This is a genomic window from uncultured Cellulomonas sp. (assembly GCF_947494015.1).
In the GTDB taxonomy this organism is placed as follows: domain Bacteria; phylum Actinomycetota; class Actinomycetes; order Actinomycetales; family Cellulomonadaceae; genus Pengzhenrongella.
This window is the reverse complement of record NZ_CANLTL010000001.1, coordinates 110,824-123,534: the sequence shown is the minus strand read 5'-3', so window position 1 is coordinate 123,534 and position 12,711 is coordinate 110,824. Positions and strand designations below refer to the sequence as shown.

Here is a 12,711-nt window from a genome sequence, read left to right as displayed (position 1 = left end):
TTCCTCCTTGAAGTGGTGACATTCGGGGGCGGGTCTGTGTCGAACCGGTTCGCCTCGCAGGCGGGAGCACGTGCGGGGCATTGCGTGTCGTGCGGGTGGTCGAGGTGGTCGGTGGCGCCGGGTCCGGGGACGACCGTCCTGGTGGATCCGGCCGCGGTCAGGACCGGGGTGCGGCGGTGCTCCCGCGGTCGACGAGCTCGGGGGAGATGAACCGCACGACGTGCGGACCGGCGCGCGCCTTGCGCTCGATGCGGTCGACGAGCTGTCGCACGGCCATCCGGCCCAGCCGGTCCGGCGCGCTCTCGATCGAGGAGTAGGGCAGCGAGAAGGTCCGGGCGAAGGCGTCGGAGTAGCGGCCGATGACGGACAGGTCCTGCGGTGCCCGCAGCCCGCGCTCGGTGAGCACGGAGGGGAGTGCCGCCGCGGCCGCCTCGTTGTTCAGCAGCAGCCCCGTGGCCCGGGGATGTGCGTCCAGCAGTGCGTGGAGCTGGCGGCCGACCTCGGGCTGCTGCGCGGCGCCGAACGCCGTGTGGAGCACCATCCCGCGCAGCGCCGCCTGCTCCGTCGCGGCGTTCTGCAGGCGCCACACGTAGGCGCCGCCGCGCTCGACGACGTGCTCGGGCTGCGAGACCAGGACGAGCTCACGGTGGCCCAGCCGGTGCAGGGTCTCCACCATCACCCGGCCGGCCTCCTCGAAGTCGAGGTCGAACACGTCGACCCCGGTGCAGTCGCCGGGCAGGCCGACCAGGGCACCGGGCTGGCTCGCCGTTCGCAGGATCGGCAGCCGCTCGTCGTCCTCGGCGACGTTGAGCAGCACGACGCCGTCGACCATGCGCGAGTCGGTGATGCGCTTGAGGGCGCGTGTCCCGTCCTCCTCGGTGACCAGCAGGACGTCGTAGCCCAGCTCGCGGGCGCTGTCCGAGATGCCGAGGATGTACTGCAGCATCGCCGGTGCGAACTCGTCGGGGAGGAACTGGGCGAGCAGGCCGATGACCATGGTCTGCGACGTGGCCAGGGCGCGGGCGCCGGCGTTCGGTGTGTAGCCGAGCTCGCCGACCGCCGCCATGACGCGCTGGCGGACCTCGTCCGAGATGGACCGCTTGCCGGACAGCGCGTACGACGCCGTGCTGCGGGACACGCCGGCGACGCGTGCCACGTCTCCGATGGTGGCCACGATGCCTCCTTCGCTCCCGTCGTCGGGCTGTCGAGCGGTTGAACCGGTTCGACACTAGCGGCTGGGTGCGGTGCTCGTAAACCCGGCTCCCGGCCGCCGGTCGCGCCGGCTCATGAGCCCGCCGGTGGCCCTTGACACGGGCCTCCGGCGGCGCGCATGGTGGCGCATCTCACCCCCGAACCCGTCTCGACCGCCGCATGCTCGCCGTGCGTCGAACCGGTTCGACGGTGGGGGCGCCACGGTGTCGTGGTGCCACACGCTGCGCCGCAGGGGGGTCCGCCCGCTGCGCGTGCGACCAGTGAGGGGACAGCGATGACGCTGACGGAAGAACGACCGCGCCCGCGGGCAGGCAGCTCCGTGGGCCGGCGATGTGCGGCGGTGGGTGCGACCGGCGCTCTGCTCGTGGGTGGGCTGGGCTCGGCGGCCGTGGCGGTGGTGGGCGGGGACCTCCCGCAGCCGGCCGTGCACTACACCTTCGACGACGATCCCGCGTCGGGCGTCGTCGTGGACAGCAGCGGCTCAGGCCGGGACGGCACGCTCGTCAACGCCGGGACCGCGACGTCCGTGGCCGGGGCCGAGGGGGACGCTCTCGTCCTGCCGGGCGGGCAGCCGACCACCGGGGCCTACGTCCGGCTGCCCCGGGACGTGCTCGCCGGGGCGACGGACCTGACGGTGTCGATCCGGGCGCGCTGGGACGGCAGCGGCGGTGCGTGGCAGTGGATGTACGCCCTCGGGACCGACACCACGCGCTACCTGTTCTCGACGCCGTCGAACGGCGACGGGCGGCTGCGGACCGCGCTGACCCGCTCGGGCGGCGGTGGCGAGGCCCAGGTCACCGGGTCCGGCGCCCTGCCGGCCGAGCAGTGGCGCACCGTGACGGTGACCCTGGACGACGACGCCGACCGGCTCACCACCTACCTCGACGGCGTCGCGGTCGCCTCGACCACCGCCACGACGTCGGCCGCGGACCTGCTGACCGCCGCGGCCGAGAGCGCCGGCTACGTCGGCCGGTCCTTCTACGGTGACCCGCTTTTCGACGGTGCCGTCGACGACTTCCAGGTGTTCCACACCGCTCTGACCGCCGAGCAGGTCGACCAGCTCGTCCCCGGTGACGCGCCGGTGGTCACCGACCTGAGCGCGACCACGTTCGACCTGCGGACCGCGATCGGTGCCGCACCGGCGCTCCCGGCCACGATCCTGGGCTCCTTCTCCGACGGCTACGACCGCGAGGTCCCCGTCGTCTGGGATGCGGTCGACCCCGACGACTACGCCGCCCAGGGGCAGTTCACGGTCGGCGGCACGGCGGCCGGCAGCCCCGTGACGGCCACCGTGACGGTGGTCCGCGAGGGCGAGCTGAGCATCGACCTCGGCACCGACACGGGCGAGTTCATGGGCGGCGCCTCGGGCGTGCTCTACGGGCTCTACGCCGACGGCATGCCGAGCGACAACCTCATCGAGGGCTTCGGTCTGCGCACCGTCGCCACGAAGGGCCAGGACGGGTCGCAGCACCCCGGCTCCGACGCCCTGGAGGTGCTGGGCCAGCTCGCGCGCACCACCGACGGCAAGGTCTACGTCCGCACCACCGACTGGTACCGGGGCTTCCCGTACCAGTGGCCCGGCGACACCCCCGAGGAGAAGCTCGCGGGCTACTGGGACGTCATGCAGACCCAGCTCGACCAGATCGCGGACCTGCTCGCCGAGCGGCCCGACCTGACGGACAACGTGGTGATCGAGCCGTTCAACGAGCCCGAGGGCAACATGTTCGGGACCGGCGAGTGGAGCCTGGACGGCACCAGCTGGCTGGACGAGCCCGCCGACTACTTCACCGCCTGGGACCACGCGCACGGGTTGATCACGGCGACGCTGCCCGGCGTGGAGATCGCCGGGCCGGGCACCAGCCAGCTGTTCGACCAGGTCCGCGGCTTCATGGAGCACACGATCGAGGCCGGCACGCTGCCGGACATCATCACCTGGCACGAGCTCAGCAACCCGGGGCGCGTGCGCGAGTCCGTCGCGCGGTACCGGGCGATGGAGGCCGAGGTGCTCGCCGGCACCGACCTCGAGGGGACCGAGCTCCCGGTCAACGTCAACGAGTACGCCTTCAACTACCACACCTCGGTCCCCGGCCAGATGATCCAGTGGATCTCGGCGATCGAGGAGTCGAAGATCGAGGCGATGATCGCGTTCTGGAACATGAACGGGAACCTCGCCGACTCCGCCGTCCAGACCAACCGTGGCAACGGGCAGTGGTGGCTCTACAACGCCTACAGCAGCATGACCGGGCACACGGTCGAGGTGACCCCGCCGCAGCCCGGTGAGAGCTACACCCTGCAGGGCGTCGCCACGCTCGACGAGGACCGCGCCCTGGCGCAGGCCCTCATCGGCGGCAAGGGCGGCAAGGCCTACGTGGAGGTCGACGACGTCCCGGCCGACGTGTTCGGTGACGAGGTGCGGGTGACCGTCCGCGAGATCCCGTGGACCGGCCAGCTCGGTGACTCCCCGCAGCCGCAGCACGTCACGGAGTACACCGCCGACGTGGTCGACGGCACCGTCGCCCTGGACTTCGGCGGCGCGACGCTGCCGGCGCTCGAGGAGTCCTCGGCGTACGAGATCTTCGTCAGCCCCGCCGGGACGGGGCAGACGACGTCGGTGGCCCCGCTTGTCGTCGAGCAGTCGTACGAGGCCGAGGACGCCGAGTACTCCGGCTCCGGCTACAGCCGCAACGGTCCCGAGGGCAGCCCGTCGAACGTCGGCGGGTTCTTCACCTCCGGCTTCTACGACGTGGGGGGCCTGCGGACCGGGTCCGACGGCGTCCTGGACTTCACCGTCGAGGTGCCGCAGGACGGCGTCTACGACCTCCAGGTCTTCGCGAACACGCTCAACACGTTCCCTGCGGTGCAGGCGAACGGTCCGACGAACATCTTCGTCCGGGTCGACGGCGAGGCCGAGCAGGAGATCCACCTGCCGCTGGCCTACAAGTGGGTGGTCTGGGACCACGCCGACACGACCGTCGAGCTGACGGCCGGCACGCACACCATCTCGCTGGCGGCGCAGAGCCTGGACGGGAGCCGGTCGACGACCGGTGACGCGCTCATCGACCGCATCGTGCTGGCGAAGGCGAACCCGGCCGCGGCCGAGCAGGTCTACGAGGCCGAGCTCGCCGAGCCCTTCGGTGCCGAGGCCCGCTACGACGTACCGGCGTCCGCCGACGTCTCCGGGGCCGGCGTCGCCGACGTGTCCGAGGGCGACAGGCTGACCTTCTGGGTCTACTCCGAGCAGGAGGGCGAGAACACGCTGACGGTCGACACGGTGGGCGACGGGCGCGGCACCCTGGCCGTGAACGACCACGACGTCGTCGACGTCGAGGGGACGACCACGGTGTCGGTGTACCTGTACGGCGGCGTGAACAAGGTCGTCGTCTCGGGCGTCGCCGCCTCGACCGTCGCCGTCGACCGGCTCCTGGTCGAGCCGACCACGGGTGCCCTGCCCACGACGAGCTACGAGGCCGAGGACGGCGACGTGAACGGCTCGGCGGCGGTCGTGGACCTCTCCCTCGCCAGCGGTGGCCAGGCGGTCGACGGCATCGGGGGAGACCCGGGCAACGACAACACCCTGACCATCGACGTCGAGGCGGCCACGGCCGGCCTGCACGGGGTGACGATCCGGTTCTCCAACCCCGAGCAGGTCCCGGCCACCCACTACAACCCGAACCCGATGGGCCGCCACGCGGACATCTCGGTCAACGGTGGCCAGGCGCAGCGGGTGATGTTCGTGCCGACGTTCCACCGGAACAACTTCTGGGAGCGGACGGTGCTGCTCGACCTGGCGGAGGGCGCCAACACCCTGACCGTCCGCTCGGAGGAGCTGCCCAACTGGGACGGGGAGACGTACGCCGAGGACAACTGGCCGGGCCTGCCGCTGCGTGCGGAGCTCGCGCCGATCGTCGACCGGATCACCGTCGCGCCGTTCAGCAGCACGATGGTGGACGTCACGCCGGTCCCGTCGTTCAGCGACGTGGACGAGGCCAACCCGTTCCACGCGGACATCCGCTGGCTGGTCGAGCAGCGGATCACCACGGGCTACGACGACGGCACCTACCGGCCGACGTGGCCGGTCACCCGGCAGGCGATGGCCGCCTTCCTGTACCGGCTGCTGACCGGCGAGCAGGAGGCGCCGGCGTGCGCCGTCGCCGCGGCGGCTGACGTGCCGGCCGACGCGGCCTTCTGCGGCGAGATCGCCTGGCTCATGGACGAGGGCATCTCGACGGGGTACGACGACGGGACCTTCCGCCCGGCGACGCCCGTGTCGCGGCAGGCGATGGCAGCCTTCCTCCACCGCGCCGCCGAGGGCCCGGACGCCCCGACGACGTGCGCGGGGTCGCCGTTCACCGACGTGCACCCGGTCAACCCGTTCTGCGGGGCGATCACCTGGATGAAGGAGACCGGGATCTCCACCGGCGACCAGGTCGGCACCTACCGACCCGCCGCCGCGGTGTCCCGCCAGGCGATGGCGGCCTTCCTGCACCGGACGGCCGACGAGGCCGCGCAGGGCTGATCCTGACGCACGACGGCGACGCCCGGGTGGTCCTGCCACCCGGGCGTCGCCGCGTGCCCGGGGTCCGGCGGCTCACCCCACGCCCCCGCGGGAGCGTCAGGACGAGCGGTTCAGCGCGAGCCACTGGAGCAGCATGATCGTCGTGCCGTCCACGATGCGTCCGTCACCGACCATCGTCAGCGCCCCGTCGACGGTCAGCTCGAGGATCTCGATGTCCTCGCCGTCGTCCTCCAGGCCACCACCCAGGGTCGGGACCGCCGCGCCGTACCGGGTGATCCCGCTCGGGTCCGCGGCGGGCATCATCACCGACGCGCCGCCTGACTCGCCCGTCGTGACCCGGCTGCGCGACCGCGTCGAGATCATCAGCACCGACCCGTCCGGCCGTGCGACCGCCGCGCCGATACGCTGACCGCGCTCCCGCCCCGAGAGGATCCTGACCGATGACGACGCCGTACCGTGCCGCGGACGACCGCTACCAGCAGATCCGCTACCGCCGGACCGGCCGCAGCGGGCTGGACCTGCCGGCCCTCTCCCTGGGCCTGTGGCACAACTTCGGCGACACCACGCCGCTGTCGACCCAGCGTGAGGTGCTGCTGCGCGCGTTCGACCTCGGCGTCACGCACTTCGACCTCGCGAACAACTACGGCCCGCCGTACGGCTCGGCGGAGGACAACTTCGGCCGGCACCTGGCCCGCGACCTGCGCCCGTACCGCGACGAGCTCGTCATCTCCTCCAAGGCCGGGTACGACATGTGGCCCGGGCCGTACGGGGACGGCGGCTCGCGCAAGTACCTGCTCAGCTCGCTGGACCAGTCGCTCGCGCGGATGGGCCTGGACTACGTCGACATCTTTTACTCCCACCGGCCGGACCCCACCGTGCCGATCGAGGAGACGATGGGTGCGCTGCACACCGCGGTCGTCAGCGGCCGCGCGCTGTACGCGGGCATCTCCAACTACAGCCCCGCCCAGACCCGCGAGGCCGCGCGTGTCCTGGCCGACCTCGGCACGCCGCTGCTCATCCACCAGCCGTCCTACTCGATGTTCAACCGGCACATCGAGATCCCGCAGGGCGGTGGCGAGGGCGGACCCGAGAGCCTGCTCGACGTCGTCGGCGACCTGGGCATCGGCACCATCGTCTTCTCCCCGCTCGCGCAGGGGCTGCTGACTGGGCGCTACCTGGGTGGCGACATCCCGGCCGACTCGCGCGCCGCCGTCGGGCACTTCCTCAAGCCCGAGCGGATCGACGAGACCTACCTCGCGCGGGCGCGGGCGCTCGCCGACGTCGCCGCGGCCCGCGGGCAGTCCCTGGCGCAGCTCGCGCTGTCCTGGGTGCTGCGGGACGAGCGCGTCACGTCCGCGCTGATCGGCGCCAGCAGCGTCGCCCAGCTCGAGGACAACGTCGCGGCGCTGTCCGCCCCACCGCTGACCGACCACGAGCTGGCCGCCATCGAGCCGCACGCCGTCGACGGCACCGCCCGCTGACGCCAGTGGTGCGGCACCCCCGGAGGACGGCATGACGCGCACCGAGCGGCTGCGGATGGTGCTCGCCACACCCCTGCCCGAGGAGCTCTGCCGGCTGGTCGAGCGTACCGAGCCGCGGGTGGAGCTCGTGCGGGACCACACCCTGCTGCCACCCATGCGCCAGCCCGGTGACCACACCGGTGACCCGGCGTGGCGGCGCACCCCCGAGCAGCAGAGCCGGTTCGACCGGCTGGTCGACTCCGCGGACGCCCTCTACGGCATCCCGGACGTGTCGTCGTCGGCGCTGGCCCGGACCGTGGCGGCCAACCCGCGCCTGCGCTGGGTGCAGACCATGGCCGCCGGCGGGGCCGCCTCGGTGGCGGCGGCCGACCTGAGCGCCGACGCCCTCGAACGGGTCACGTTCACCACGTCGGCGGGCGTCCACGCCGGCACGCTGGCCGAGTTCGCGCTGTTCGGCGTGCTCGCCGGTGCGAAGTCGCTGCCCCGCCTGGTCACCCAGCAGCGCGCGCACGAGTGGCCCGGCCGGTGGTTCATGGGCCAGGTGCGCGAGCAGACCGTGCTCGTCGTCGGTCTCGGCGCGATCGGCCGGGAGACCGCACGGCTGCTCACCGCGGTGGGCGCGCGCGTGCTCGGCGCCAACCGGAGCCCGGTCGCGGTCGACGGCGTGGAGCGCGTCGTGGGCCTCGACCGGCTGGCCGACGTCGCCGCCGAGGCCGACGCCGTGGTCGTCACCCTCCCCGGCGCCCCGAGCACGGTCGGGCTCGTGGATGCCGCCGTGCTCGCGGCGCTGTGCCCCGGGGCCACGGTGGTCAACGTCGGCCGGGGGAGCGTGATCGACGAGGACTCGCTGGTCGCGGCCCTGCGCGACGGGGCGGTCGGCTGCGCGGTGCTCGACGTGACGTCGGTCGAGCCGCTGCCGGACGGCAGCCCGCTGTGGGACCTGCCGAACGTGCTGATCAGCCCGCACACCGCCGCGCTCAGCGTCCAGGAGGACCGCCGCATCGCCGAGCTCACCGCCGACAACGCGCGGCGGCTGCTGGACGGTGAGCCGTTGCGCAACGTGGTGCGGCCCGACGACCTGTGACCGCTCGGCGAGGCTGACCCGCGGTGTCCCCGGCCCGCGCGACGGCGGGCCGGGGACACCGGTCAGTCCTCGCGCGAGTCCTTGACCCGGGCCACCAGCTGGGTCGGGCTGACGTACCGCAGGGCGATGATGAGGATCACCATCATGGTCACGGTGTAGACGACCGCCATGGAGGAGACCAGCTGACGGGCCTCGCCACCACCGGAGGCGGTCATCGCCCGGTAGATCGCCACGACGAGGGTGTCCGAGCCCGGGCCGGACACCAGGTACGTCAGCTCGAACATCCCCACCGTGCGGACCAGCACGAGCACCGAGGCCGCCAGGATCCCCGGCACGAGCAGCGGCAGCAGGATGCGCTGGAACACCATCCGCATGCTCGCCCCCGACATCCGGGCCGCGTTCTCGATCGTCGGGTTGATCTGCTCGATGAACGGCGTCATGGTCATGATCACGAACGGCACCGACGGCACCAGGTTGACCAGGATGACCGCGGTGAGCGTGCGGCCCAGGCCGATGTTGTACATCACGGTCGCCAGCGGGATGCCGTAGGTGATCGGCGGCATCAGGACGGGGAGCAGGAACAGCAGCGTGATCGTCCGCTTGAGCGGGAACGTGCGCCGCGCCAGCAGGTACGCCGCCGGGACGCCGATCAGCACCGACAGCACGATGACCGAGACGGCCACCACGAGCGTGACGCCGATGACCTCCGCCATCCCGAAGCGGTCCCAGGCGCCGGAGTACCACTCGGCGGTCGCGGTCTCGGGCAGCCAGGTGTCGAACCAGGGCCGGCCGAAGGAGTCCACGACCACGCTGGTCAGGATGCCCAGGAGGAAGACGAAGAACGCGGCGACCCCGGCCCAGACGATCCAGGTCGAGGGTGCGGCGACCAGGGCCTTCTCGCCCGGTGCGCGGGAGCTGCCCTTGCGCCGCGGCTCGGGCAGGGGCAGGTCGACGCCGGGTGCGGTGGTGTGTGCGGTCATCAGCCCTTGCCTCCGGTCGAGCCCTTGTACATGGACGAGCGCCACAGCAGGACCACCGCGATCACGACGAGCTCGACGACGCCCATCATCACCGCGATGGTCGACGCCATCGGGTAGTCCAGCAGCTCCCCGAACGCCCGGTAGGCCATGAGCGCCATCACCCGGGTCTCGCCCGAGGCGTCACCGACCAGGCGGGCCGACGGGAAGACGCTGAACGCCAGCACGAACGTGAGGATGAACGTCGTCGCGAGCCCCGGGGCGAGCAACGGCAGCGTGATCCGCCGGAACCGCTGCTTCCAGTCGGCCCCCATCGTCTTGGCCGCGGCCTCGATCGACGGGTCGATCCCCGACAGGTAGGAGGAGATCAGCAGGAAGGCGAACGGGAAGCCCGAGATGATCAGCGAGAACATCACCCCGAGGTAGTTGTTGACGAGCTGCAGCGGCTGGTCGATCACCCCGATCTCGAGCAGGAACCGGTTGAGCCAGCCCTGCCGCCCGGCGAAGATCAGCAGCCCCTGCGCGGTGAGCACGGTGCCCAGGGTGATCGGCAGCACGAGCAGCGTGGTCAGGGCCTTCTTCCCCCGGAAGCGGTGCCGCAGCTTGAAGGCCACCGGGATGGACACCAGCACGTTGAACAGCGCGACCGGCAGGGCCAGTCGCATCGTGATCCAGACCGAGTCGAAGATGAACCCGTCGCGGAAGAACGCGACGTAGTTCGACCAGATGCCGGCCCCCCACTGCTCCTGCATGGCCGGCGTCGGCTGGAAGGTGAGCCCGATGCCGTAGGAGAACGGGTAGATGAACAGCACGACGGCGAACACGAGCGCGGGCAGCAGCATCAGCAGGGACACGTCCACCCCGCGCTCGGCCAGCCGGTGACGCATGCTCGCCGTCGACTTGCCCCGCGCCGCTCGGCCGCCCCGTCGCGCCGCGGGTGTCCCACGGCCGGCGGTGGGCGCACTCATCGCCGCACCTCCGCGAGCTCGCGCTCCTCGACCGACATCCGGGACGGGTCCTCGAGCTCGGCCCGGTACACCCGCACCCGGTCCGGGTCGGCGGTGAGCTCCACCGTGCTGCCCACCCGGGGCGCGTGGTCGGAGCGCACGTGCAGCGCGAGCCCACCGGGGGTCATGACCCCGACGGCGAACTCCCGGCCGTGGTACTCCACCACCGAGACCCGTGCGCTGGTGGTGTTGCCGCCCTGCACCGGGGCGCCGGGGGAGACCACCGTGAGGTCCTCCGGCCGGATCGCCACCCGGACGTGGTCGCCGACGGCGGCCGGGTCGACGGCGGTGCCGCGCAGCGTCAGCCCCCGGCCCTCGACGGTCACCGCGTTACCCGCCACCGCGGAGACCTCGAGGTCGATCAGGTTGCGGTAGCCCATGAAGTCCGCGACGTGCCAGTTGACCGGCGCGTTGTGCAGCTCCTCGGGGGTGCCGACCTGCTGCACCCGGCCCTCGCGCAGCACCACCAGGCGGTCGGCCATGGACAGGGCCTCCTCCTGGTCGTGCGTCACGTAGATCGTCGTCAGTCCCAGGGACTGGTGCAGGCGGCGGATCTCGGTCCGCATCTCCAGGCGCAGCTTGGCGTCGAGGTTGGACAGCGGCTCGTCCATGAGCACCAGGCGAGGCTCCAGGACGACGGCGCGGGCGATCGCGACGCGCTGCTGCTGACCACCGGACAGCTGGCCGGGCAGCTTCTTGGCGTGCTGCTCGAGCTTGACCAGCTCCAGCGCCTCGCCGACCCGGCGCTTGATCTCCGGCTTGGCGACACCGCGCATCTGGAGCCCGAAGGCGATGTTCTTCTCCACCGTCAGGTGCGGGAAGAGCGCGTAGTTCTGGAACACCATCCCGAACCCGCGCTTCTCGGCGGCGACCGTGTCGACCCGTTCGCCGTCGATGAGGATCTCGCCGTGCGTGAGGGGCAGCAGCCCCGCGAGGCAGTTCAGCGCCGTGGACTTGCCGCAGCCCGACGGGCCGAGCAGGGCGATGAACTCCCCCGCCCGGACCGTCAGGTCCAGGTCCGCCAGGGCGGTGGCCCCGCCGAAGCTGCGACCGACCCCGCGCAGCTCGAGGGTGTCGAAGGTGCCGGCAGCGATGGCCATGATCAGCTGCCCTCGAACTTGCCGGCGCCGACCTCGCGGTCCCAGATGTCGAACGCGGTGACGATCGCGTCGGCGTCGAGCTGCGTCTCGACCGGGTGCGACTCGATCGCCTCGTCGTACCAGTCGCGGCCGAACTCCTCGATGACCTGCTGGCTCTCCTCGGGCGCCAGGTCGAGGGTCGCACCCTCGATGGCCGGGCCGGGGTAGTGGTAGCCGTTGTCGTAGAACGTGGCGTTGGCCTCCGGCGTCAGCAGGTGCTGCAGGAGCAGCGAGATGGCCGAGAGCTTGTCCGCGGACAGGCCTTCGGGGATCGCGGCGAAGTGCGAGTCGCTGATCCAGGTGTAGTCGTCGAACTCGCCGACCTCGATCGTGTTCGGCATCCGGCCGTCGGTGCGCGGGTTGATGTCCCAGCCCATCGTGATCGGCGTCATCGACCAGGTGCCGTCGGCCATGTTCGTGATGACCTGGCCGGTGCCGGTCGGGTACGTGTCGACGTACTGGCCCAGCTCCTTGAGGTACGCCCAGGTGTTGTCCCAGCCGTTCTCCGGGTCGCGCGGGTCGGAGTCGCCCAGCATGTACGGCAGGCCCTGGAGCCAGGTGCGGCCCGGCCCGCTGTTCGCGGGGCGCGCGTAGCCGAACTTGCCCGGGTTGGCCTTGGCCCAGTCCAGCAGCTCCTGCGGGGTGGTGGGCACCTCGCTCTCCGGCACGGCGTCGGGGTTGTAGCTGAGCAGCGGGCCGCCGGGCGTCCACGACAGCAGCACGCCGTAGCCCTCCGACAGCTCCTGCATGTCGGCCGCCGCGTCGATGTAGTTCTCCTGGTTGGTGATGCGGTCGCCGAAGTCCTCGACGACCGGCACCCACAGGTCCTCCGCGATGCCCGCGGACAGCGCGTCGTTGCCGGTCAGCACGAGGTCGATCTGCAGGTTGCCCGTCTCCACCTGCGGCTTGAGCGTGCCGACGACGTCGGGTGCGCCGCCGCTCTCGAACGTCACCTGGTCGATGACGTCGGGGTTGTCGGCGGCGAACTGCTCGATGGCCGGCTGGGCGAGACGCAGCACGCCGCCGACGTCGAGGATGTTCAGGTCGACCGGCTCCGACGGGGTCTCGGGGACCTCGGCGGCATCGCTGGCCGCCGGCTCCGCGGCGCCGCCGCCCGTGTCGGGGGCGCTGCACGCGGTCAGCAGGAGGCCGAGCGCGGCGATGCCGGCGACGGCGTGCAGGGGTCTGGCAGCTCGCATGGTGATCCTCTTCTCTCGTTCCCGGGGCGTCGTCGCCCGGGGTTGACCAGGTGCAGCGGTGATGCCGGTGGCGTCGGGTCGGCCGCCGGCGGTCGG

Annotated in this window: 9 protein-coding genes; 3 read left to right on the top strand and 6 right to left on the bottom strand. The window is 72.0% G+C overall.

Annotated features, from left to right (window positions below):
* Positions 1-157: 157 nt before the first annotated feature.
* Complete coding sequence (locus Q0840_RS00525; protein ID WP_298454764.1) at positions 158-1,174, bottom strand: LacI family DNA-binding transcriptional regulator; 1,017 nt, start codon at positions 1,172-1,174, stop codon at positions 158-160.
* A 378-nt stretch (positions 1,175-1,552) separates the two neighbouring features.
* Between Q0840_RS00525 and Q0840_RS00520 the strand changes: the two genes are divergently transcribed.
* Positions 1,553-5,728, top strand: a complete 4,176-nt coding sequence (locus Q0840_RS00520; protein WP_298454761.1) for an S-layer homology domain-containing protein — start codon at positions 1,553-1,555, stop codon at positions 5,726-5,728.
* A 96-nt stretch (positions 5,729-5,824) separates the two neighbouring features.
* On the opposite strand, the gene Q0840_RS00515 is transcribed toward Q0840_RS00520, so the two are convergent.
* Positions 5,825-6,091: a hypothetical protein gene (locus Q0840_RS00515; RefSeq protein WP_298454758.1), complete on the bottom strand. Its 267-nt coding sequence runs from the start codon at positions 6,089-6,091 to the stop codon at positions 5,825-5,827.
* A 77-nt stretch (positions 6,092-6,168) separates the two neighbouring features.
* Between Q0840_RS00515 and Q0840_RS00510 the strand changes: the two genes are divergently transcribed.
* Positions 6,169-7,209, top strand: coding sequence for an aldo/keto reductase (locus Q0840_RS00510; protein ID WP_298454755.1), 1,041 nt, complete (start codon positions 6,169-6,171; stop codon positions 7,207-7,209).
* 31 nt (positions 7,210-7,240) lie between these two features.
* Positions 7,241-8,293 (top strand): D-2-hydroxyacid dehydrogenase, encoded by a 1,053-nt coding sequence (locus Q0840_RS00505; RefSeq protein ID WP_298454752.1) that lies wholly within the window; start codon positions 7,241-7,243, stop codon positions 8,291-8,293.
* Between the two features lie 62 nt (positions 8,294-8,355).
* Here Q0840_RS00505 and Q0840_RS00500 read toward each other — a convergent pair whose 3' ends face one another.
* From Q0840_RS00500 to Q0840_RS00485, 4 genes are read right to left on the bottom strand one after another with little or no spacing between them, the layout of a single operon-like run.
* Entirely contained in the window at positions 8,356-9,273 is a 918-nt protein-coding gene (locus Q0840_RS00500; RefSeq protein WP_298454750.1) for an ABC transporter permease, read from the bottom strand.
* On the bottom strand, positions 9,273-10,238 hold the full coding sequence (locus tag Q0840_RS00495; RefSeq protein ID WP_298454748.1) for an ABC transporter permease: 966 nt from the start codon (positions 10,236-10,238) through the stop codon (positions 9,273-9,275). Before Q0840_RS00495 ends, Q0840_RS00500 begins: the two co-directional genes overlap by 1 nt.
* Complete coding sequence (locus Q0840_RS00490) at positions 10,235-11,377, bottom strand: ABC transporter ATP-binding protein (RefSeq protein WP_298454746.1); 1,143 nt, start codon at positions 11,375-11,377, stop codon at positions 10,235-10,237. The genes Q0840_RS00495 and Q0840_RS00490 overlap by 4 nt, the downstream gene beginning before the upstream one ends.
* Before the next feature lie 2 nt (positions 11,378-11,379).
* Entirely contained in the window at positions 11,380-12,615 is a 1,236-nt protein-coding gene (locus tag Q0840_RS00485; RefSeq protein ID WP_298454743.1) for an ABC transporter substrate-binding protein, read from the bottom strand.
* Between the last annotated feature and the right edge of the window lie 96 nt (positions 12,616-12,711).